The organism is Cupriavidus sp. PET2-C1 (assembly GCF_054515855.1).
Genome location: NZ_CM137260.1, coordinates 1,754,016 through 1,774,865, shown reverse-complemented (window position 1 = coordinate 1,774,865; position 20,850 = coordinate 1,754,016). Strand labels below are relative to the sequence as shown.

At 64.4% G+C, this 20,850-nt stretch carries 20 protein-coding genes and 1 pseudogene; 13 read left to right on the top strand and 8 right to left on the bottom strand.

The genetic code is table 11. The features are described 5' to 3' along the window. Nucleotides 1-42: 42 nt before the first annotated feature. Both ACX12D_RS27980 and ACX12D_RS27975 read right to left on the bottom strand, forming a co-directional pair. Nucleotides 43-1,092, bottom strand: a complete 1,050-nt coding sequence (locus ACX12D_RS27980; protein WP_459374305.1) for a DUF418 domain-containing protein — start codon at nt 1,090-1,092, stop codon at nt 43-45. Next, a complete protein-coding gene (locus tag ACX12D_RS27975; RefSeq protein WP_459374304.1) occupies nt 1,089-1,664 on the bottom strand; it encodes a TetR/AcrR family transcriptional regulator in 576 nt (191 codons plus the stop codon). Before ACX12D_RS27975 ends, ACX12D_RS27980 begins: the two co-directional genes overlap by 4 nt. A 61-nt stretch (nt 1,665-1,725) precedes the next feature. Between ACX12D_RS27975 and ACX12D_RS27970 the strand changes: the two are divergent. Beyond that, nucleotides 1,726-1,902 (top strand): annotated as a pseudogene (locus ACX12D_RS27970) (DUF2274 domain-containing protein); the annotation flags it as partial. Between the two features lie 6 nt (nt 1,903-1,908). Here ACX12D_RS27970 and ACX12D_RS27965 read toward each other — a convergent pair. After that, nucleotides 1,909-3,120, bottom strand: coding sequence for a multidrug effflux MFS transporter (locus ACX12D_RS27965; protein ID WP_441640807.1), 1,212 nt, complete (start codon nt 3,118-3,120; stop codon nt 1,909-1,911). A gap of 106 nt (nt 3,121-3,226) precedes the next feature. On the opposite strand from ACX12D_RS27965, the gene ACX12D_RS27960 reads away from it, so the two are divergent. After that, complete coding sequence (locus ACX12D_RS27960; RefSeq protein WP_459374303.1) at nt 3,227-4,096, top strand: LysR family transcriptional regulator; 870 nt, start codon at nt 3,227-3,229, stop codon at nt 4,094-4,096. A 317-nt stretch (nt 4,097-4,413) separates the two neighbouring features. Here ACX12D_RS27960 and ACX12D_RS27955 read toward each other — a convergent pair whose 3' ends face one another. From ACX12D_RS27955 to ACX12D_RS27945, 3 genes are all read right to left on the bottom strand, one after another. Continuing rightward, nucleotides 4,414-5,343 carry an AraC family transcriptional regulator gene (locus ACX12D_RS27955; protein ID WP_441640809.1) on the bottom strand — a complete coding sequence of 310 codons (930 nt, stop codon included), beginning with the start codon at nt 5,341-5,343 and terminating at the stop codon, nt 4,414-4,416. A gap of 264 nt (nt 5,344-5,607) precedes the next feature. After that, complete coding sequence (locus tag ACX12D_RS27950) at nt 5,608-6,663, bottom strand: alkene reductase (protein ID WP_459374302.1); 1,056 nt, start codon at nt 6,661-6,663, stop codon at nt 5,608-5,610. 72 nt (nt 6,664-6,735) lie between these two features. Further along, a complete protein-coding gene (locus ACX12D_RS27945) occupies nt 6,736-7,032 on the bottom strand; it encodes an ArsR/SmtB family transcription factor (protein WP_459374301.1) in 297 nt (98 codons plus the stop codon). A 238-nt stretch (nt 7,033-7,270) separates the two neighbouring features. Between ACX12D_RS27945 and ACX12D_RS27940 the strand changes: the two genes are divergently transcribed. The 3 genes from ACX12D_RS27940 (at nt 7,271) to ACX12D_RS27930 (ending at nt 11,614) form a co-directional block, all read left to right on the top strand. Beyond that, on the top strand, nt 7,271-8,500 hold the full coding sequence (locus tag ACX12D_RS27940) for an MFS transporter (RefSeq protein ID WP_459376546.1): 1,230 nt from the start codon (nt 7,271-7,273) through the stop codon (nt 8,498-8,500). A gap of 146 nt (nt 8,501-8,646) precedes the next feature. Next, on the top strand, nt 8,647-10,233 hold the full coding sequence (locus ACX12D_RS27935) for a DUF1800 domain-containing protein (protein ID WP_459374300.1): 1,587 nt from the start codon (nt 8,647-8,649) through the stop codon (nt 10,231-10,233). A gap of 28 nt (nt 10,234-10,261) precedes the next feature. Further along, nucleotides 10,262-11,614 carry a DUF1501 domain-containing protein gene (locus tag ACX12D_RS27930; RefSeq protein ID WP_459374299.1) on the top strand — a complete coding sequence of 451 codons (1,353 nt, stop codon included), beginning with the start codon at nt 10,262-10,264 and terminating at the stop codon, nt 11,612-11,614. A gap of 136 nt (nt 11,615-11,750) precedes the next feature. On the opposite strand, the gene ACX12D_RS27925 is transcribed toward ACX12D_RS27930, so the two are convergent. Further along, complete coding sequence (locus ACX12D_RS27925; protein WP_441640813.1) at nt 11,751-12,335, bottom strand: gamma carbonic anhydrase family protein; 585 nt, start codon at nt 12,333-12,335, stop codon at nt 11,751-11,753. 246 nt (nt 12,336-12,581) lie between these two features. Between ACX12D_RS27925 and ACX12D_RS27920 the strand changes: the two genes are divergently transcribed. The 6 genes from ACX12D_RS27920 (at nt 12,582) to ACX12D_RS27895 (ending at nt 17,042) form a co-directional block, all read left to right on the top strand. Further along, a complete protein-coding gene (locus tag ACX12D_RS27920) occupies nt 12,582-13,310 on the top strand; it encodes an SAM-dependent methyltransferase (protein ID WP_459374298.1) in 729 nt (242 codons plus the stop codon). 151 nt (nt 13,311-13,461) lie between these two features. Beyond that, nucleotides 13,462-13,980: a BON domain-containing protein gene (locus ACX12D_RS27915; protein WP_459376545.1), complete on the top strand. Its 519-nt coding sequence runs from the start codon at nt 13,462-13,464 to the stop codon at nt 13,978-13,980. Nucleotides 13,981-14,145: 165 nt separating this feature from the next. Continuing rightward, complete coding sequence (locus ACX12D_RS27910; RefSeq protein WP_459374296.1) at nt 14,146-15,021, top strand: hypothetical protein; 876 nt, start codon at nt 14,146-14,148, stop codon at nt 15,019-15,021. 80 nt (nt 15,022-15,101) lie between these two features. Beyond that, nucleotides 15,102-15,506 (top strand): nuclear transport factor 2 family protein, encoded by a 405-nt coding sequence (locus tag ACX12D_RS27905; RefSeq protein WP_459374294.1) that lies wholly within the window; start codon nt 15,102-15,104, stop codon nt 15,504-15,506. Nucleotides 15,507-15,858: 352 nt separating this feature from the next. Next, nucleotides 15,859-16,656: an alpha/beta hydrolase gene (locus ACX12D_RS27900; protein WP_459374292.1), complete on the top strand. Its 798-nt coding sequence runs from the start codon at nt 15,859-15,861 to the stop codon at nt 16,654-16,656. Beyond that, nucleotides 16,653-17,042 carry a RidA family protein gene (locus ACX12D_RS27895; protein ID WP_459374290.1) on the top strand — a complete coding sequence of 130 codons (390 nt, stop codon included), beginning with the start codon at nt 16,653-16,655 and terminating at the stop codon, nt 17,040-17,042. The genes ACX12D_RS27900 and ACX12D_RS27895 overlap by 4 nt, the downstream gene beginning before the upstream one ends. A gap of 118 nt (nt 17,043-17,160) precedes the next feature. On the opposite strand, the gene ACX12D_RS27890 is transcribed toward ACX12D_RS27895, so the two are convergent. After that, nucleotides 17,161-17,862 (bottom strand): FCD domain-containing protein, encoded by a 702-nt coding sequence (locus tag ACX12D_RS27890; protein WP_459374289.1) that lies wholly within the window; start codon nt 17,860-17,862, stop codon nt 17,161-17,163. A 449-nt stretch (nt 17,863-18,311) separates the two neighbouring features. On the opposite strand from ACX12D_RS27890, the gene ACX12D_RS27885 reads away from it, so the two are divergent. Both ACX12D_RS27885 and ACX12D_RS27880 read left to right on the top strand, forming a co-directional pair. Beyond that, nucleotides 18,312-19,301: a Bug family tripartite tricarboxylate transporter substrate binding protein gene (locus ACX12D_RS27885; protein WP_459374288.1), complete on the top strand. Its 990-nt coding sequence runs from the start codon at nt 18,312-18,314 to the stop codon at nt 19,299-19,301. 365 nt (nt 19,302-19,666) lie between these two features. Further along, nucleotides 19,667-20,734, top strand: coding sequence for a porin (locus tag ACX12D_RS27880; RefSeq protein ID WP_459374286.1), 1,068 nt, complete (start codon nt 19,667-19,669; stop codon nt 20,732-20,734). Nucleotides 20,735-20,850: the final 116 nt, after the last annotated feature.

Sequence of the window (20,850 nt, the reverse complement as noted above, 5' to 3'; positions counted from 1 at the left end):
GGCGATGGCGCAGCGGCTTGCAAGTGACCGGAATCCATGCGTCTAACGCACGGCTGTCAGCCATCGCATCAGGCGTTCGACAGGGCCTTGCCTCATCTTGAAACTCCAAACCCAGGCCACGATTGTTGCAAATGCCAGAAAAGCTGATGCGGCCAGTGCGGCGTCGGTCAGAGTACAGTTGCCATCCAGCGCCCCAAGTGTTTCCAGCAGGCCCATGCCGATGAAAATGTGTGCCAGATAGATGCTGAGGGTCATGCGCCCGGCGGGTAGCAGGAATCTCAACGGCCGACCGGGCCACTGGCTGGAAATGCGCAGGCAAACGCCAATGGCAGCGCTGGCGGAGCCAATGCCCATGAGCAGATATAGCGGGCCCGGTGGCATAGGTGCCGTGCCTAGCAGCCAGGCAAAGGCGCTGTCCTGGCACAGGTGTGAGATTACACCAGCCAGCACGGCCATCGACAATCCGGTTCCTGCCAACGCCCATTGCGTACTGGCGCGTTGCAGTGGTAGATGTGCCAGCAACATGCCATATAGAAACAGCGCGAACCATGGCAGCACCGGATGGAATCCGTTGAACAGCAGGTTACGAGCGAAGCCGGCCGGCGTCCACAGGTCGGTGTAGTGTAACGCTGCCCATTCCCAACCTTGACTGTAGTCGGAGTTCAGCAAAGCCCACAATGAAACAGCTGCCACAGCCAACATGGTGGCGAGCAACGGCGCTGTCCTAGCTCGCAGCAACGGTAATACCAGCAGGAAATACATTGCGTAGTAGTGGATGATGTCGGCGGGAAATATCAGCAGATTAAGTAATCCTGCACATAGCAGGAATAGCGAACGGCGTAGCGTCCATATGCGTGCCGTTGTCGACTCCAGATTGCGTGTTGCTAGCACTAAGCCCATGCCAGCCAGCACTACAAAGGTGGCTGACGCCTTGCCTTCAAGGAAGCCCAATAGTCCGTCCAGCCACGCCGGCCCACGGGCGGCAGGCTGCATCGCTAACCCGAAGTTGACCAGTATCATTCCGGCCAGCGCCAGATAGCGAGCCAGATCCAGACCATCCAGGCGCGGTCTTGCGGGGGGAGCAGACGTCATGTTCCAAGCAAGCCGTGCAGGAGCCCTGGATGGAGCGCATCCATTGCCTGGACAGAGGGATTGTCTTGGTAGCCGGCGGTTTCTGCCTGCGCCATCAACGCCTGGCGCAAGGCATCGTTCTCAACAATATCTAGCATTGCCTGTGCCACTAGCCGCGCGGGCGCAGTCGGTTTGAACACGCCGCGCTTCGTGGCACGTTCGATTGCATTTGTCAGGGTATCGAGCAATTGCCTGCGATTGTTCTCGAACGCAGGCATAAGAGCGGGACTTCGCGCGATTTCCGCCAGGCATTCAACGCCCAGTATCGCCCATTCGCGCTGCCGGCAAAGCGCCCAGTATGCTGCAAGGAACTGCTTTACCTGTTCCGTTGATGGATTGGCGGTTCTTTCGAGTGTGCGTAGCAGCGGCGCTAGTTCGGCCTGCTCCTGATTTGCAACTTCGGCAATAAGAGCCTGTTTGCCGGGAAAGTAGTTGTACAGGTTGCCCAGACTGACTGACGCAGCCAAAGCTATATCGCGCATGCTGGTCGCGTGAAAGCCCTTGTCTATGAAGCAGTCGATGGCGGCCTGCATGATGACGGTACGACGATCCGTCTGATGTCTATTTTGGCTCATAACGGAATAATATGAACGAACGTTTGTTCATTTTACGCATCGTGCTGGTGGCAAGGCAAGCAGAAAACTGATCGATGCCTGCTACGCACTGGATCACACGCAGACCTACGGCGAAGCCGTCGATGCGACGAAACTGATCCCCCACATGCCGGAGGCGTTCATGGCCGGGGATCGGGGATTCAAGAGGCGTACGTGATGGTACTCAGACCACTCCCGTCCGGCGTCCAGGCCGTGGCAGACAGGTGGACAGCGCGATCAGGCCGAGCACCAGCACCGCGCCGCTAAGCACGCCAAGGCCGGTGCCGAAGGCCGCGCTGACACCCATTGCCACCAGCGCGGCGCTGCCGATCTGACAGAACCCTACCAGTCCCGACGCGGTGGCCGCATACCCGTGCTCGCTTGCAATGGCCCCGGACACCGCCAGCGACAGCGACGAACCATTGGCGAGACTGACCAGGCACATCGGTAGCACTACTGCGGTTGCGCCATGGAGCCCCAGCGCCGCCACGGCCAGGAATGCCACGCCGCCAAGCACGAAGCACATGATGCCGGCAGCGAGGATGCGGTCGTAGAGCCAGCGATCAAGCAACCGCTTGGCCAGCAGGTTGGCACCGATGATGCCGGCCGTCAGCGGCAGGTACAGCCAGCCGCTTTGTTCCTCACTCAAGCCTTGGCGCGCGAAAAGAAACGGCGATTGGGTCAAGTAGACGAACCAAGCGCAATAGATCGCGCAGACCACCAATGTATAGCGGCGAAAAGTTCGGTCGCGCAGGACATGACTGAAGCCGGCAAAGGGAGAGGTCCGGGTGCGGGCAACAATGGGTAGCGTTTCCGGTAGCAGCGTCATCACCATCAGTAGTGCCACGACACCGAACGCGGCGACGAACAAGAAGTCTGACCGCCAGCCAAAGGCCGCTGCCAGGTGCCCGCCTATGGCCGGTGCCAGGGCTGGCGACAGCGACACCAGCGGGTAGATCACCGCATAGACCTTGGCGGAGGTGCGCTTGTCGCAAGTGTCGGCGATCAGGGCGCGGCCAACGACAAGGCCTGCAGCTGCGCCGACTGCTTCAAGCATGCGCCACGCCAGGAACCCGTTGTAGGTGGCTGAGGTGGCACAGCCCACCGAGCCGACGATGTAGAGGGCGATGCCGGTCAGCAGTACGGGCTTGCGGCCATTGCGGTCCGACAGTGGCCCGTAGGCCAACTGGGCAATTGCTAGTGCCAGCAGGTAGAACGAGATTGTCTGCGGCATCTGCCAGTCGGCGACGCCGAACTCCGTGGTCATGCTCGGCATGGCGGGCAGATAAACGTCCGAAGCAATCAGGCCGAAGGCACTCAGCATGGCGACGGTCAGAATGAACGGTAAGCGAGGCATGGCAGCTCCCGGCAGCCAGGCGGGCCAGCTGCGCGTCAAAGGTTCAGAAGGGATGGGCGCTATGTTACGGAGAGGCCTTCCATGTGAAAATGCACAAAACAGCAGCCTGTGGCTGCATATTTGCAGTATTGACAATGGAGCAGTGATGAACTGGGACGACGTGCGGATATTCCTGGCAATTCAGCGCGCCAGCACCTTGCGCGGGGCAGCGCAGCAACTGGCCATCGACCAGACCACGGTGGGTCGGCGTCTGACCGGATTGGAGCAGGCGCTGGGCAGCCGGCTGTTCCTGCGCACCACGGGCGGCTTGGTGCTGACCGACACCGGCCAGCAAGTGCTGCGCATAGCCGAGGACATGGAACGCATGGCCGTCTCCTTCGAGCGCCGCAGCGAAGGTGCCGACGCGCGCGTGGCCGGAGAGGTACGCGTGACCACCACCGACGCGTTGGCGGTGGACTTCGTGGTTCCGGCCATTGAACGCCTGCGCGCCAGCCATCCCGAGGTGCGGGTGATCCTGAGCACCACGACGCGGCTGCTCGACCTGGCGCGGCGGGAGGCCGACATTGCTGTACGTACCCTGCGGCCGGAGCAACCGGACTTGATCGTTCGCCAACTGGGCTGCTGGGAAGTTGGCCTGTACGCAACCCGAGGCTATCTGGCCAAGCATGGTGAACCGCAGCCCGGAAAAGGCTTTGCGAGCCACGACATTGCGCTCTACCAGGAGGGTGTGACCGGTCGGCAGGACGACACGCTGGCGGGTGAATCCAGGGCACAGGGTCGCGTGGTTGCCGAACTGGATTCGAGTCTGATGCTCACGACCTTCGTGCGCGCCGGCTTGGCGATAGGCGAGTTGCCCGAGTACCTGGCCCGGCGCGATCCCGCACTGGTGCGGCTATGGCCGGAGTGCCAGCGGGCCAAGCCCTACGAGGCGTGGCTGGTGTTGCACCAAGACTTGGCGCGCACGGCCAGAGTGCGTGTCGTCGTGGAGGCGATCACATCGGCTTTCGCCGATTGAACGTCAGGCATGGGCGAGCCACGTATTTGCTTTTGGGGAGCGAGGGTCGGGAGGCTGATATGACTCCCCGTGTCAATCGGGATTGGTTTAGTTCAGTTGACGGTTTCATGTCGTTTCTCCCACCCAATTCCCTGAGGGAGGCGTCCACATAAGCCACTCTAAGCGCCAGGCGTAAAGAAAAGAATGGCCGGGCGCCGCATGGCGGCTCCGGCCATTCTCTTGAGTCCGGGGGGATCCCGCTCGCTATGCCCGCCTGCGCTTTAGCGCCGCGCAGATCGTCTCGTGGGTCTTCTCATCCAGGTGGTAATTCCACAGCGCTATAGCGCACGCACAGGAATACACAGCTCGCAGGTCAGCGAGCCCGTTCGCGCGTCCAGCGCCGACACTGCCGAGAACCGCTCGAAGCACGGGCGCTCGTCGCATTGCAGACCGCTGGACGGCAGCCATTCCCGGGTCAGCCAGGTCCATGCCTGGGCGATGGCGGCAGGGGCGCCGCTGAATTGCGCCACGGCGTAACGTCCGCCCGGCAGGACGGAGATGCTGGCCCGGCCGCTGGGCTGGAAGGTTTCTGGTATCTCCACGCAGGCGTCGTAGCGGCACTTGTCCGGCGGCGTGATGCCGGGGGCGTCGTGGCCGATGCCGTAGCACGTTTGCCCGGCCAGGCCGTTGGCATGCATCCATGGCGCGACGGTTTCTCGCCAGAAAGTGCCGATCGCCGGACCGTAGGGGCCGATTTGGCGTTGGTAGGCGACACGTGCCTCGGGTAGATCGATGACGCGGACTTCCATATTGCTCTCTCCATCTGTTTGGCAGGAGAGGCCATGGTCGATGAAGGCACCGCCATCGACCTGATCGGCGTTGCGCAGGACCTGATCCGGATTGCTATGGCGGTTGGCCAGGCGCGCGCGCGCCGCCGCGACCCGCGTGGCCCGGTGTTCGGCCGCGCCGGCGCGCCAGGCAGAGGGCGTGCAGCCAAACTTGAGCTTGAAGGCGCGCGCGAATGCCTCGCCGGAGCCGAAACCGGTGGCCAGTGCAACTTCCAGCACCGAGGCGCCGGGTTTGCAAGCCAGCTGAAATGCGGCGGACTCGAGCCGGCGCCGGCGCGCGTAGTCGCCCAGCGTCTCGCCCATCCAGGCCGCGAACAAGCGATGAAAATGGAAGCGGGAAAAGTTCGCGACGTCTGCCAGTTGGGCCAGATCGAGCGGCGTGTCCAGATGCTGGTCGATATAGTCGAGCACGCGGTTCATGCGCCGCGTGTACTCCGCGCGATGGATGCGCAACTGCGATGGGTCTGACTGCGGGCCGTCTGCTTGTTCGGTGGGTGCCATGGCTGCGGATTATGGCACGACGGCGATCCGCGCAAATCGTCCCGATCAACGGAAAACGCCCCGCGCTGGGCGGGGCGTTCAACCTTTCAACCTTTCAACCTTTCAACCGTTCAACTACTCGAACCCGGCCAGTTCGCCTGGCCGCGTGCGCTCATGCAAGCCAGCGCGGGCCGGCAACCGTGCTCAGGCAAGCGCGGGGTAGTCGATATAGCCTTCGGCGCCCGAGTGGTAGTAAGTCTCCGGCTGCGGCGCGTTCAGCGGCGCGTCGATCTGCAGGCGGCGCGGCAGGTCCGGATTGGCGATGAACAGCTGGCCAAAGGCCACCGCATCGGCTTCACCGGCTTGCAGCACGTGCTCGGCGGTTTCCTTGGTCATCTTCTCGTTGGCGATATAGGTGCCGCCAAACGCCTTCTTCAACGCGGGGCCGAGGCGGGGCTCACCCAGCGCTTCACGTGAGCAGATGAAGGCAATGCCGCGCTTGCCGAGTTCGCGCGCCACGTAGCCGAAGGTGGCCGGCAGGTCCGAGTCGCCCATGTCGTGCGCATCGGCACGCGGTGCCAGGTGCACGCCCACGCGCGATGCGCCCCACACGTCGATGCAGGCGTCGGTCACTTCCAGCAGCAGGCGGGCGCGGTTTTCGAGCGAGCCGCCATAGGCGTCGGTGCGCTTGTTGGTGCTGTCCTGCAGGAACTGGTCGAGCAGGTAGCCGTTGGCGCCGTGCACTTCCACGCCGTCGAAGCCGGCGGCCTTGGCGTTCTCGGCGCCGTGGCGGAAGGCCGCGACGATGCCGGGGATTTCATCGGTTTCCAGCGCGCGCGGCGTGACAAACGCGCGCTTGGGGCGCACCAGGCTGACATTGCCCGCGGCCGCGATGGCGCTGGGCGCCACCGGCAGTTCGCCGTCCAGGAAGACCGGATCGGAAATGCGGCCCACGTGCCACAGCTGCAGGAAGATGCGGCCGCCGGCGGCATGCACGGCATCGGTCACCACCTTCCAGCCGGCGACTTGCTCGTCGGACCAGATGCCCGGGGTGTCGGCATAGCCCACGCCTTGCGGGGTGACCGAGGTGGCTTCGCTGAGGATCAGGCCTGCGGAGGCGCGCTGCACATAGTACTCAGCCATCAGGGCGTTGGGCACGCGGCCGCCGCCCACTGCGCGCGAGCGCGTCAGCGGCGCCATGATGACGCGGTTGGGGAGGTCGAGGTTGCCGATGCGGATGGGGTCGAAGAGAGAGGTCATGTCAGTTTGTCCGGGTGTCGAGGAGAGTGGCGCACCGTGGGTGCATGCGTTGGCGCTCGCGCGCCGCTGGTATCAAAGATCGTTGTGCATGTGATCGAGAAAGGCCTGGATGGTCTGCTCGTCGCGCTTGAAAAAAATCCATTGGCCAACCCGCTTGGACGTCACCAGCCCGGCGCGTTGCAACGTGGCGAGATGTGCCGACACGGTGGATTGCGACAGTCCGGTGCGCGCGTCGATCAGGCCAGCGCAGACACCCAGCTCGAGCGGATAGTCCTGCACGGCGAAATTCTCCTGCGGGGCTTTCAGCCAGGCGAGGATGCTGCGCCGTACGGGATTGGCCAGGGCCTTGTGGATGGCGTCGATGTCCATTGCGTGGGTTTGTCCGGTATCGGAGGCGCGGGCTGTTTCGTCTGTTGGCGAAACATATATCCGCTTCTCACAAAATTAATATCGTGACTATACGATATATGTGGCGACTTTGCTGGAGTGCCTTTTGTGCCACCTGAAAGTGCCGATTTGATGTGCGGTTATCTCTATCTGGTTGCTTAAAGAAACCAATGTGGCTTAGACTTCGTCCGGTATCTTTATAAAACCAGATGGATCCATGATGACGCGTAACCCAGCCGCCGCCACTACCCTAGCCACCGCACCGTTGGCGCAGACCTCGGACGCGCCGTCTGCCATGCCGTCGTCGCTGGTCTGGCTGTTCGCCTTGGCGTGCGGGCTCAGCGTGGCCAACGTCTACTACGCGCAGCCCTTGCTGGATGCGATGGCGCGCGAGTTCGGCTTTGGCTATGGCTCGGTCGGCATCGTCGTCACGGCCACGCAGGCGGGCTGCGCGCTGGCGTTGCTGCTGCTGGTGCCGGTGGGCGACCTGGTGGACCGGCGCCGCCTGATTCTGCTGCAGTTGCTGTTGCTCGCCGTTGCCCTGGCGCTGGTGGCGGCGGCCTCGACGCGCACGGCATTGCTGGCAGGCATGCTCGCCGTGGGCCTGCTGGGCACGGCCATGACCCAAGGACTGATCGCGTTCGCGGCCACGCTCGCCGCGCCGGCCGAGCGCGGGCGCGTGGTGGGCGCCGCGCAGGGCGGCGTGGTGATCGGCTTGCTGATGGCGCGGGCCATGGCTGGCGCGCTGGCGGATCTTGCCGGCTGGCGCGCGGTGTATGTGGTCTCGGGCGTGCTGGCGTTGCTGATGATCGCGCTGCTGGCGCGCCGTTTGCCGCGGCAGGCCAGCGCGCCGGTGAAGATGCGCTATATCAGCCTGCTCGCGTCGATGTTCACGCTGCTGGCGCAGGAGCGCACGCTGCAGGTCCGCGGCGTGCTCGCCATGCTGATGTTCGCCGCGTTCAGCGTGTTCTGGACCGCGCTGGTGCTGCCGCTGAGCGCGCCGCCGTATTCGATGTCGCATACCGCTATCGGTGCCTTTGGGCTGGTTGGCGCCGTGGGCGCGCTGGCGGCCGCGCGTGCCGGGCGCCTCGCGGATCGCGGGCTGGGGCAGTGGACCACCGGCATCGCGCTGGTGCTGCTGGTGGCGTGCTGGGCGCCGCTGGCATTTGCGCAGGAGTCGCTGTGGCTGCTGGTGGCGGGCATCGTCGTGCTGGACCTGGCCGGGCAGGCCATCCATGTCACCAACCAGAGCATGGTGTTTCGCGTGCGGCCCGAAGCGCACAGCCGGCTGGTGGGCTGCTACATGTTGTTCTATGCGCTTGGCAGCGGTGCGGGGTCCATCGCCTCGACGCATGTCTATGCGCGCGCAGGATGGTCCGGCGTTTGCATGCTGGGCGCGGCGATCAGTGCGGTTGCGCTGGTATTCTGGGGTGCGACCTTGCGGCGGTGAAGCGGGGGTAAAGCGGTGATAAAGCGGGGGGGAACTTTCATTTTGCTTACTGGTTCAGACTGGATATCGGATGAATCCACGTCAACCAAAACCCGTCCGCCAGCGTAAGAGCGGTGTCACCCCTTGGGGTTCGAGACAGGCCAACCATGTCCTTGAGCATTTCACGCCTGCTGTCACGCCTGATGTCGGTTTGCCTCCTCGGTGCGGCCGCAGGCCTGCTGGGTGCTTGCGCGCAAGGCGGCGGCGCGCCGGAGGGCGTATCCGGCGCGGCCCTGAAGCCGGCCGACCTGCACTGGCTCAACACCGTCACCTTCGGCGCCAACCAGGCCAGCATCGAACGCCTGCGCAAGCTGGGGCGCGAGCGCTATCTCGAAGAACAACTCAAGGCGCCCGGCACCGATACGGGCGAGCTTGCCGCCACCATCGGGGCGCTGAGCATTGCCCAGCAAAGCGGCGAGCAAAGGCTGCGCAGCGTGCGCGCCGAGCAGCAGCGCATCAACACCCTCACCGACGAAGACGAAAAACAGAAGGCGCGCGACGCGCTCAACCGCAGCGGCAACGACGTGGTGCTCGACACCAGCCGCCGCCATCTGCTGCGCGCCCTCTACTCGCCCGCGCAGCTGCGCGAGCAGATGACGTGGTTCTGGATGAACCACTTCAGCGTGTACTCCGGCAAGGGCTCGGTGCGCTGGGTGCTGGCTGACTACGAGGACAAGGCGGTGCGCCCGCATGCGCTGGGCAAGTTCCGCGACCTGCTGATGGCGACCGTGACATCGCCCGCCATGCTGGAGTACCTGGACAATGCGCAGAGCGCGGTCAACCGCATCAACGAGAACTATGCGCGCGAGCTGATGGAGCTGCACACGCTGGGCGTGTCCGGCGGCCCGAGCGGCTCGCGCTATACCCAGCAGGATGTGCAGGAGCTGGCCCGCGTGCTGACCGGCCTGGGCATCAACACCAGCGGCGAGCCGCCCAAGCTCGCGCCGCAAAAGCAGGCGCTTTACCGCGCGGGCGGGCTGTTCGAGTTCAACCCGAACCGGCACGACTTCGGGCCCAAGACCTTGCTTGGCCATCGTATCGAGCCGACCGGCTTCCACGAGGTGGAGCAGGCGGTGGACATTCTCAGCCGCGATTCGGCCACCGCGCGCTTCATTTCCTACAAGCTCGCCGCGCACTTCGTCGGAGATACGCCGCCGCCGTCGCTCGTCAATCGCATGGCAGGCACCTTCACGCAGACCGATGGCGATATCGCGGCGGTGCTGCGCACGCTGTTCCTGTCGCCTGAGCTGAACACCACGCTGGCCTCCGGCACGCGCAAGTTCAAGGACCCGATGCAGTTCGTGGCTTCATCGCTGCGGCTGGCGTATGACGGCCGCACGGTGGCCAACCTGCGCCCCGCCATCGGCTGGCTTAACCAGCTTGGCGAGCCGCTCTATGGCCGCATCACGCCGGACGGTTTCCCGGCAGCGGAGAGCGCATGGGCCAGTTCGGGGCAAATGGTCAAGCGTTTCGAGATCGCGCGCGCCATCGGCTCGGGGCAGGCCGGGCTGTTCTCCAAGGATGATGGCAAGCCGGCCGAGCGCACCGGCTTTCCTTTGCTGACCAACCGCGTGTTTTTCGACAGCATCGAATCCACGCTCGGCCCCGCCACGCGCACCGCGATGACGCAGGCGACGTCGCAGGCGGAGTGGAACACCATCTTGCTGTCGTCGCCCGAATGGATGCAGGACTGAGCCGTCCGCCCTGTACAAGGAGTACCCCATGCAACGACGTGACTGGCTGAAGGGCGCAGGGCTTGCCGGACTGGCGGCTTTGGCGCCCGGCATTGTCTCGCGCGCCTACGCGCTGCCGCAGCAGGCCGATGCGCGTTTCCTGCTGGTGTTCCTGCGTGGTGGCTACGACGCCACCAATGTGCTGGTGCCGGCGGGCAGCGATTTCTACTACGCGTCACGCCCGACCATCGCCATTGCCAGGCCGGTGGCGCAGGGCGCCCAAGCCGATCCGCGCGCCGCGCTGTCGCTGGCGGCAGCCTTCGATGGCGGCGCGGGCAGGGGCATCGATGCGTGGGCGCTGCACCCCGCGCTCAAGGATAGCCTGCTGCCGCTGTGGCAAAAGCAGCAGCTTGCGTTCGTGCCGTTTGCCGGCACCGATGATCTCTCGCGCAGCCACTTCGAGACGCAGGACGGGGTCGAGGCCGGGTTGCCGCTCGCCGGCAACGGCAAGGGCAGCGGACGCATCGATGCCTCGCTGCGCGGCTCCGGCTTTCTCAACCGGCTGGCCGAATCCATGGGCGGACGCGCCGCGCCCGTCGCCTTCACCGACGGCCTGCCGATGGTGCTAAGCGGCGCGCTCACCGTGCCCAATGTCTCGCTCAAGGGTACCGGACGCACGCCCTTCGACGAGCGCCAGACCCGCGTGCTCGCGCAGATGTATCGCGGCACCCGCTTCGAGTCGCTGATCAATGAGGGCTTCGAGCTGCGCCAGACTGTGGCGCAGCAGGCCGAGGCCATGCAGCGCCGCAACAGCATGATGGCCGCGAACCTGCCCGCGCAGGCCGAGCCTGACATGGCGGGCCGCATGCAGGAGATGCAGGCGGCCAACCGCCGCGCGCTCAGCGCCAAGGGCTTCGAGGTGGAAGCGCGCCGCATGGCGGGGCTGATGCGCGAGCGCTTCAATCTTGGCTTTATCGATGTCGGCGGCTGGGATACGCACGTGAACCAGGGCGGCGCGCAGGGACAACTGGCCAACCTGCTGGATAACCTCGGGCGCGGCATCTCCGGCTTCGCGGACGAGATCGGGCCGGTATGGAGCAAGACCACGGTGGTGGTGGTCTCCGAGTTCGGCCGCACCTTCCGCGAGAATGGCACGCGCGGCACCGACCACGGTCACGGCACGGTGTACTGGGTGGCCGGCGGCGCAGTGCGTGGCGGGCGCATCGCCGGCGAGCAAGTGGCGGTGGAGCAGCGCACGCTGAACCAGAATCGCGACTGGCCGGTGCTCAATGAATACCGCGCGATGCTGGGCGGGATGTTCAAGCGCCTGTACGGGCTGGACGATGCGCGCCTGGCGCATGTGTTTCCCGATACCCGGGCAGTGGATATCGGGCTGGTCTAGCGTGCTCAGCCTTGGGCCGGCAATACTACCCGTTAATCTTGCTGCTAACGGAAGACGTGCTGCTTCCTCAATACGGCAAGATCTGTGTGCTTGGCGCGTAAAAGGGAACCTTGCATCGCGGTGATCGTGGCGAGTGTCAAACGTCCGTTGCGTCCAACTCCGCCTGCAGCCTCTCCACCTCCCGCATCATCTGCGCCGAAAACGCCGGCCCTTCCCACGCCCGATAATTCTGCCCCGCATAGGCCAGCGCGTTCTTGTAATACAAGAACGCATTGAGCCGGTTGCGCACAAAGTTGTTCTGCGTGCGCGTGACCTTGCCTGGGCTGCCCATCACGATGGAGTTGGGCGGGATCACGGTGCCTTCCTTGAGGAAGGCGTGCCCGGCAATGATGCAGTTATCGCCGATCACGCAGCCGTCCATGATGGTGGCGTTGATGCCGATCAGGCAGTTGTCGCCGATCGTGCAGCCGTGGATGGTGCAGTGGTGGGTGATGGAGCAGTGGCTGCCGATGATGGTCGGCGTGCCCTCGCCGATGTGCAGCATCGCGAAGTCCTGGATATTGGTGTAAGCGCCGATTACGATTTCCCGGCTCTCGGCGCGCGCTGCCACATTGATCCAGATCGATGCGCCCTCGTGCACGGTGATCTTGCCGTAGAGGTAGGCCGATTCGTGCACGTAGGCGGTGGGGTGCAAGCTCACATCGGGGCCGATGAATGCCATCGCTGTCTCCTTGGGTTATTTTTGGAATGCGCAGATTGTACGTCGATGCGTTGATGCGCCGGGGCGCGTTCCATCTGCCGCGTCGATGCCTTCGCGACGGGTTTGGTTCCGCTTTTGTGTTCGATCTTGTGCTGGTAGGTCTCATACCAGCATAAGTTGTCATCTTGTCGCGCCGGGACCGGCCCTTTAGGCTGTTCAGGGTCATCTCCCCGCAACCAGACAGAGCGAACGAAGAGGAACGCCTCCATGACCCCCAATCAAACCGCCGCCGCCGATCCCGCCGCCAAATTCGACCCCAGCCGCGCGGGCGAGTACGAAAAGCAGAGCCGCATCGCGCTGGCTGGCTACGACGCCTGCCATGAACTGTCCGCGTGCATGCTGGCGGCAACGCTCGGCGCCGGGCGCGCGGCCGAGGTGCTGGTGGTCGGCGCAGGTGGCACGGCGCAGGAGATCGTCTGCGCGGCCAGGCTGGAGCCGGCGTGGCGCTTCACGGCGGTCGATCCGTCGGCGCCGATGCTGGACCTTGCCATGGCGCGCGTCGCCCAGGCCGGGCTGGCCGAGCGCACGCATGCCGTGGCGGGCGTGGTGGAGGACCTGCCCGCCGCGCCGCGTTTCGACGCCGCCACGTTGATCGGCGTGCTGCATCACCTGCCGGGGGACGAAGCCAAGCGCGATATCTTGCGTGCCATCGCCGCCCGCCTGAAACCGGGCGCGCCGCTGATCCTCGCCGGTAACTATCGCGCCTATGCCAGCGAGCCGCTGCTGCTGGCTGCCTGGGGCGAGCGCTGGCGCATGCAAGGCGCCAGCGCCGACGAGGTCCAGGCCAAGCTGGGCAAGATCCTGCAAGGCGCGGACCCGCCGCACTCGGAGGCTGCCGTGCAGGCGCTGCTGGCCGAGGCGGGCTTTGCCGCACCGCAGCGATTCTTCGGCAGTCTGTTCTGGGGCGCGTGGCTGGCACGCAAGCAGGGCGGCTGAGCCCGGACGCTCGCGCATGGCCGGGCTTTGCGCGCAAGCCAGCCGGTTCTATCCTACGCAGACGAGAGTCGCCCTCAAGGAGCTTGCCATGCCCGTCCGCTCTTTGTCCTTGCCCGTGCGGATCGCCATGGCGGCGCTGGCCGGCACCGCCATGCTGGCCTGGCCGGCGCGCGGCGCCGACAGCGACCAGGAAAACCGTGGCCACGATCCGTTCTTCCAGATCTCGTCACGCATCGCCAATTGCCCGGAGCCGCTCGGGCCTCGCGTGGACGAAGCACAATGGCGGCGCGACGCCCATCACCGGATCGAGGACGGCAACCATTGCTATGTCGAAGGCCGCTGCCGTCTCGGCAATGCCTACCAGTACGAGCAGGATATCGTGGAAAGCACGCAGCGCCGTCTGCAGTCGCTGTCGATCACGCTGCCGGGCTGGCGGGAATCCACGCTGTGGCTCACCGTGCGGGGCCGCTGGCTGCTGGTGCAGGGCTGTGTGGGGCGGGGTTTCCCCGGGCAGCCCTTCGTGGCCGCACTGCGCGAAGTTGCCGACGTGGAGATCGTGGTCGACCAGACCACGGCGGATCCGGCGCGCGGCGTGCCTTATCCCGTATTCGGTAGCCGTCCCGGCCCGGCGGCGCCCGTTGCGCCTCGATCCGGCCGAGGGCCGAACTAGGCATTTTCTTCCCGGGCTTGGATTCTTCGGTGCTGGCGCCAATCCGGGTTGTGGGGTGTCATGCCAAGTGCTACCTTCTGGGCGTGCTGGCAGCCCGTCCGGGTTGAAACCCCGACGCATGGGGAAGCGCCAGCGGCAGGATTTTTGCTCGGGACGCGACACGACATGACTGTTCACCCCAACGGGCCGAAGCCCGCCTTCAGGCGGCTGGGTGCGGTGCTACTTCCATTGCTGCTATGCGCGCTCGCCGTTGCAGCCCCGGCGCAGCAAGGCCCCGCCGACAGCCCGGCGCAGGGCGTGCCCGGCACCATCTGCGACGCGCCCTGGTTCCAGTCCGGCGCGCGGGCGCAGATGGAGGCCAGTGGCGACATGCCGATGTCTATCACCATGACCATCCGGAACCCGACGCTCACGGAAAATGGCTGCAGCGCCTGGCTGTCGATTCACTCGAAGTCGGCGCTGGCTGCCATGATGGGCCCGCCGGTCGTGATGGACCAGGTCCACAAGATGACGTTCGACCGCGGCGCGACGGCCGGCTCGGTCGGCAGCGTGAGCAGCCAGCGCGCCACCATCAATGCGCAGGCGCGCTACACGCGGCTGTTCGGGCAGGCATCGTTCCAGGGCAAAGGCGTGCTCAGCTATGCGGGCCTTGCGATACGGGAGGGCGTGGTGCTGCCGGGCGAGACGCTCAGTTCCAGCCTGGATCTCGAGATCCACAGCCTGGCAACCGACGAGATGGTCACGACCATTCGCGCGCCATCGGCCTCGGTCTCGGTTGGCGAGCGCCGGGTCGGCCGTGCGCAATCCATCGAGACCATGCTGGGCCGCCGCGAATGCATGCCGATCACTTACGAAAAGCGCACCTCGCTGGGGCCTTTGATGATGGGCGATGACCTCATCCAGACCGAGCCCGCGATCATGAACGTCACCGACTGGTACTGCCCGACGGAAGCGTTCGTGCTGCGCACGGAGGTGCGGCAGAAAGGAAAGGTCGAGAGAATCGACACGACTGCCATTGGCATGGACGACGACGCGCAGTGACGCAGGATGCTGAGCGCTGGCAGGAACGCCGCGCCGGGGAACACCCAGGAACGCCAAGGCACACCAAGGAACACCACGACATGAACAACGAGAACCAAGAGATCGATTTGCTGCCCTTGCTCCGGCAACTCGAAACCGAACTGCACCGTCCCGCCGCGCGCGGTGACCGCCATCGGCTGGACGCGCTGCTGCACGACGACTTCCTGGAGTTCGGCCGCTCCGGCGGCATCTATACCAAGGCCGACACGCTGGACGAGCTGCCCACCGAAGCCGCCTCGGGCACGATCTGGGCGCAGGATTTCTCGCTGCGCTCGCTTGCGCCGGGCGTGGCCATGCTGAACTACCGCTCTGCCTGCCGGCAGCCGGACAGCCGGCTGGAGCGGCACACCCTTCGCACCTCGATCTGGACGCTGACCGACAAGGGGTGGCAGATGTCGTTTCACCAGGGCACGCCGACCGAGGGCTTTGCGGACAAACCCGTGTAACCGGGCAGCCGCATAGCGGCTCCCGCCCCTAGCCGTTTCCCCCTTCATACCGGTCCCGGTAGCACTGCGCTTGCGGCGCTCCGTGTGCCGAATTGTACGCGCTAAGAATTTATAAATAATAGATCATTGTGTGTGTTGACATGTTATGTATATTTAAATACATTGTCGAGCACGCGGGTGCGCTGGCTGCGGAAAAGGTAGGCAGCGCTTGGCCGCATGCATGACACCCAGGCAAGCACAAGCGGCGAGACATGCCGATTCGACCGAGACCAGATTGCATACTTCAGACCCAGCTTCCTATGAACCGCAGGCGCCACTGCCCACTGAGGCGGCCCGCGCATACGAGCAGACCGTGTTGGACTGGTCCAAGGATCTGCCCGACGGCATTGCGGCGGTGCGTCACCTGCGCTATGGACCGGACCGCCAGCACAGCTATGACGTGTTTACCGCCAATACTTTGCGCAATGCGCCCGTGCTTGTGTTCTGGCACGGTGGGGGATGGACGAATGGCTATAAGGAGTACGTTTCCTTCCTGGCGTCCAACGTGATTCGCCTGGGCATGGTCCTGGTTGCGCCGACCTATCGGCTGGCCCCGGCACATCGCTTGCCCGCGGCATTCGACGACGCCGTGGCGCTCCTGGCGGAGTTGCCCCGGCGGATTGGGGCACTTGGTGGGGACGCCAGCCGGTTATACCTGGCCGGGCATTCCGCCGGGGGCGGGATCGCGGCAATGGCGGCGCTGCGTACGCCGGCCTTGCGCGCGGCCGGTGTCGGGCCCGAGGCGATCCGAGGTTGCTTGCCGATCAGCGGCATCATGGATCTTCATCATCCGAGCCCGGTGCCGCAGAGCCTGGAGGACCGGGTCTACACCATGCTGCTCGAAACGCCAGATCTTGACGCGGTGATGAGCCCATTGAGCTGGGCCGCGGGCAACACCGTCCCCATGATCCTGAGCTACGGTGAGCACGATAGCGAGCGCGTGATTCTCTCCAACCGCCGCCTGCGCGCCATGCTGGCCTGCCAGGCCGGCCCGGTCGCATGCCATGTGCACCAAGGGGAGGATCACTTTCGAACGCATACTGCGCTGAAGGATCCTTCGCATCCGTGGTTCGCACGGCTTTCCGCCCTCGTCAAGGAGACGTCGCAATGAAAGAGGTGATCGATATCGGTCTGCCCGTACCGGGTCAGCCCTTCTCCTGGGCCACCAAGGCGGCGGGGCTGCTGTTCACGGCGCATGGGCCGGTTCGCCGCGATGGCACGGTCGATACCGGGGACATCGCGCAACAGGCGCGGCTCACATTCGAGAATTTGCGGATGGCGGCCGAGGCAGCGGGCGCGGATCTGTCGTGTGTTGCGCAGGTGCTGGTGACGCTGGTGGATGCCGGCGACGTTGCGGTTGTCGATGCCGTGTATCGGGAGTTCTTTGCCGCGCCCTATCCAAACCGGTCGACCGTGATTGCCAAGGCGCTGGTGGTGCCTGGCATGCGCATCGAGATCGTTGCCTATGTTTCGCTGTCTTCCGTGCAAGCCGGCTAGACAGGCTAGACAGGCTAGACAGGCAAACCAGCAACCACGCTGCCAGCGGGTGTGCAGAAAAACCGAGCGCTGCCCGTCAGGGCGGGCAGCGCATTGCGGCGCTGATCGGCGGCGCGAGCTATTCCGCGAACCGCTTGCTGAGCACGTCGGCCGTGCGCATCAGGTGCTGGCGCAGCAGCTTGGAGGCCTTCGCGGTGTCACGGGCCAGAACGGCCTCCATCAGGCCCAGATGCTCCTTGAGGACATCGTTGGCCAGTTCCTTGCTGGAGCGCGGATAAGCCAGGCGGATACGGCGATACCGCTCCGAATGATCCACCAGCTGTTCGTCAATGCGCAGCAGCCATTTCGATGTGGCCGCAGAGACCAGCGCGAAATGAAAGCGGCGATGCGCGGATTCCCAGAGCTCGACGGCAACGGTATCCGAAGCATCCGTCGGGAGCCGGGCCTTGGTCAGCTTGTAATAGGCCGCCATGATGTTCGCACCCCAGTCGTCGTCGCCATGCGCGATGGCATCTTCCAGCAGCAACAACTCAATCGACGTGCGTGCGCTCATCAGGTCGAGCAGGTCGCTCCTTGACAGCGGCGAGACGCTGAATCCACGCTGGCCTTCGTTGCTGACGAGTCCTTCGCCGCAGAGCAGCATCAATGCCTCGCGAATCGGGCTGACCCCCAGTTCGTAGCGCTGTTGCAGCGCCTGGAGGCGGAGCTTTTCGCCGGGGGCCAGGCCGCCCGCGATGATGTCTGCGCGCAGCAGTTGGTACGCCCTTTCGGAGATGGTCTGCGTTGGTGCAGGTTCGGTGTTCTGCAGCTTACGCTGCAAGTCTGTAGTCCGCATGATCTCTCTTCTACGGTGAGCCTTGGCGGGGTTCGGGAAAACTCAGGCTATCAATATTATATGCCGGGCATCATTTCTCATAAATTCTCGACATTCAACGAAATTATGCGGTGTGGGGGAGCACCGCGTCCAGCTGCGGGTTTCATGACCGCACGCCGTTGTAGACAAAGCGGCGCCTTGGTCCGCCTGTTTCGTGACGCCATCTTGGTTCTTTCCAACGCTCCGCATCATTCCTGCACGATGGAAGCTATTCCAGGGTTTACACCAGCGCTTATTTGATCGCCATGAATTTATAATTTCTTCACGTTGTTATGTGAATCGTTGTTTCATATATGAACACCGACCGGCATGGCAAAAGGGGAGGCCTCGCGGCAAATGAGGTCGGCGATCAAGAGCTTGTGTGTGCAGGTCTGAACATCTTCCAGAGGGTTGTCATGAAGCATTTCGAAAGGCGCAAAGTGCTGGCCGCCATCGCGGCCGTAGCCTCCGTCATGGCCGCGGGTGCCGCTTGGGCGCAAGGCGGCTATCCGACCAAGCCCGTCACCCTCGTCGTGGCCTATCCGGCCGGAGGCGACACCGACGTGCTGGCACGCCTGTTTGCCGAGAAGCTCGCCGGCCGCCTGGGGCAGCCAGTGGTGGTGGAGAACCGCTCAGGCGCAAGCGGGACGATCGGCACGGCTTACGTGGCAAAGGCACCGGCCGACGGCTACACGCTGCTCCTTGCACCGAACACCATTGCTATCTCGCCGCACGTGCTGCGGCCGGGCACCGGCGCGTCGTACGACCCGCAAAAGGACCTGACGCCAATCGCGTTGCTGGGGACGCAGTCCTTGTTCGTGATCGTGAACAAGGCCGCCGGCGTGAACAAGATGGCGGACCTGGTGGCCCACGCGAAGTCGGGCAGCATGCTGAGCTATGCCAGCCCCGGCAACGGCTCGCCGATGCAAATCCTTGCTGAACTCTTCAACAAATCGGCGGGAGTCAAGATCACGCAGGTGCCATATCGCGGCAGTGCACCGGCGGTCGTCGACCTGCTCGGTGGCCAGGTCCCGATGATGTACTCGACCCTGGGGCCGGTAGCCCAGTATTTCCCCTCCGGAAAGCTGATGCCGCTGGCGGTGGCCGACCAGAAGCGCTCGCCGTTTGCGCCCAATGTGCCGACGCTTGCCGAACTGGGATACAAGGACGCGGAGGTTGGGGCCTGGCAAGCCGTGGTCGGACCGAAGGGGATGCCGGCGGAACTCGTGCGCACGCTGAACGGCCACTTCAACGAAATCCTGAAGATGCCCGATGTGGTCGCCCGCATGGCCACCATTGCCGTGACGGCCCAGGGTAGCGACCCGGCCACGCTAGGCAAGCTCATCGCCTCGGACTATGCGCGCTACGGCAAGCTGGTCAAGGAATTCGGCATCCAGGCGGATTAGTTTTCCAGCAATCGGTGAATCTGCGCACGCCACTCGCTGCCGACACGGCCGGGCATTTCCCCGACCTGCGGTGATCTAGCCAGATCGCCCGAGAGGGCCGCGCTGCCACGCAGCCCTCTCTGACATCGCAACCCGTCATCGCAGCCCGTCATCTGACTCCCCTGGCGTTTCGCCACCGGGGTGGGCTCCGTGCGTGCCGGATCTTGATTTGTATGGATTCACTGAATTTGTAAATTTCTTGCGTGTTTGTGACACCGCCCCGGGGCAGAGGCAGCTTCGCGTGTAAGGCGGGTTCGAGGGGGGGCAGAAATGCGTGCCTCTCCTGCAATCAAAACGAGTCGATTCGAACGGCTGGAGGAAAAGGAATGAAACGGGTATTGATGGTGTTAGGCGCAGTGGGAGTCATCAGCGCAACGGCGGGAACGAGCGGGGCCTGGGCGCAGTCGTCCAGCGTCATCCTCTATGGTGTGACAGACATGGGCGTCGTGCGCGAAAGCGGCGCCGCCGCAGGCTCCGCGACCAAGCTCACCAGCGGGATGATGGCGGGTTCCCGTGTCGGCATGCGCGGGCGGGAAGAACTCGGGGCCGGAATGGCCGCCTTCTTTACGCTTGAGGCGGGCATCTTGATGGACACTGGCGCTTCGGGGCAGGGCGGCCTGTTGTTCGGCCGCCAGTCCTATCTCGGGCTTGACTCACGCTATGGGCGCCTTACCCTGGGTCGCCAGTACACGACGCTGGCCTACGCTCAGGTCGAGATGGACCCCTTTGTCACGGGTCTGGCAGGGACTTCCGCCAACCTGATTTCGGCGGGCGGGCGTGGCGGCAGCAACCGGTTCGACAATGCCGTGAAGTACAACCTGCCTGGCTCGCTGGCGGGCCTCGAAGGCGAGGTGTCGTACAGCTTCGGAGAGGTTGCCGGAAGCGCGAATACCAATAGCCAGTTTGGCGCATCGATCGGCTATACGCGTGGCCCGTTCAAGGCGAAACTGGCTTACGCCGATGCGCAGGATGCCAACGGCCCCGGCAAGAATGCCCGCGAGGTCTTCTTTGGCGCGAAGTACGATTTCGGCGTTGCAACGGGGTACTTCAACTACGTGGTCAATCGCGGCGCCATCGTTCCCGGCACGCCCAACTACAAGTCGGAGGATGTGCTGGTCGGGGCTTCCGTGCCGATCGGTTCGGGCCGCGCCATCTTGTCCTATATCTACAAGAACGATCGTACGGCGGCTAACAACGATGCCCAGCAGTTCGCCGTGGGCTATGTCTACGACCTGTCCAAGCGGACCAGTCTCTACACGTCATACGCGCATATCCGGAATCACGCGCCGAACACGGCGGCGACGGGTTTCTATCGCGTCTGGAATGCAAACGATGTTGGCAATGCCGGCGCCGGGAACAGTGCGGTGAGCGTGGGCGTGAACCATATTTTCTGAGTCGCGGCGTTGGGTGCCAATGGCTGGGGCGATGCGAGCCGCAATCGCCTCGCCTGATCATGAGTGTCTGATCGTGCGCGAAAAAAATAGCTTGCAATTAGATCGTGCGCTATATA

Bases quoted from the DNA above. Each gene is read 5' to 3' on its own strand.
- ACX12D_RS27980 (WP_459374305.1), bottom strand. From the start codon at position 1,092: ATGACGTCTGCTCCCCCCGCAAGACCGCGCCTGGATGGTCTGGATCTG.
- ACX12D_RS27975 (WP_459374304.1), bottom strand. From the start codon at position 1,664: ATGCAGGCCGCCATCGACTGCTTCATAGACAAGGGCTTTCACGCGACC.
- ACX12D_RS27960 (WP_459374303.1), top strand. From the start codon at position 3,227: ATGAACTGGGACGACGTGCGGATATTCCTGGCAATTCAGCGCGCCAGC.
- ACX12D_RS27955 (WP_441640809.1), bottom strand. From the start codon at position 5,343: ATGAACCGCGTGCTCGACTATATCGACCAGCATCTGGACACGCCGCTC.
- ACX12D_RS27950 (WP_459374302.1), bottom strand. From the start codon at position 6,663: ATGACCTCTCTCTTCGACCCCATCCGCATCGGCAACCTCGACCTCCCC.
- ACX12D_RS27945 (WP_459374301.1), bottom strand. From the start codon at position 7,032: ATGGACATCGACGCCATCCACAAGGCCCTGGCCAATCCCGTACGGCGC.
- ACX12D_RS27940 (WP_459376546.1), top strand. From the start codon at position 7,271: ATGACGCGTAACCCAGCCGCCGCCACTACCCTAGCCACCGCACCGTTG.
- ACX12D_RS27935 (WP_459374300.1), top strand. From the start codon at position 8,647: ATGTCCTTGAGCATTTCACGCCTGCTGTCACGCCTGATGTCGGTTTGC.
- ACX12D_RS27930 (WP_459374299.1), top strand. From the start codon at position 10,262: ATGCAACGACGTGACTGGCTGAAGGGCGCAGGGCTTGCCGGACTGGCG.
- ACX12D_RS27925 (WP_441640813.1), bottom strand. From the start codon at position 12,335: ATGGCATTCATCGGCCCCGATGTGAGCTTGCACCCCACCGCCTACGTG.
- ACX12D_RS27920 (WP_459374298.1), top strand. From the start codon at position 12,582: ATGACCCCCAATCAAACCGCCGCCGCCGATCCCGCCGCCAAATTCGAC.
- ACX12D_RS27915 (WP_459376545.1), top strand. From the start codon at position 13,462: ATGCTGGCCTGGCCGGCGCGCGGCGCCGACAGCGACCAGGAAAACCGT.
- ACX12D_RS27910 (WP_459374296.1), top strand. From the start codon at position 14,146: ATGACTGTTCACCCCAACGGGCCGAAGCCCGCCTTCAGGCGGCTGGGT.
- ACX12D_RS27905 (WP_459374294.1), top strand. From the start codon at position 15,102: ATGAACAACGAGAACCAAGAGATCGATTTGCTGCCCTTGCTCCGGCAA.
- ACX12D_RS27895 (WP_459374290.1), top strand. From the start codon at position 16,653: ATGAAAGAGGTGATCGATATCGGTCTGCCCGTACCGGGTCAGCCCTTC.
- ACX12D_RS27885 (WP_459374288.1), top strand. From the start codon at position 18,312: ATGAAGCATTTCGAAAGGCGCAAAGTGCTGGCCGCCATCGCGGCCGTA.
- ACX12D_RS27880 (WP_459374286.1), top strand. From the start codon at position 19,667: ATGAAACGGGTATTGATGGTGTTAGGCGCAGTGGGAGTCATCAGCGCA.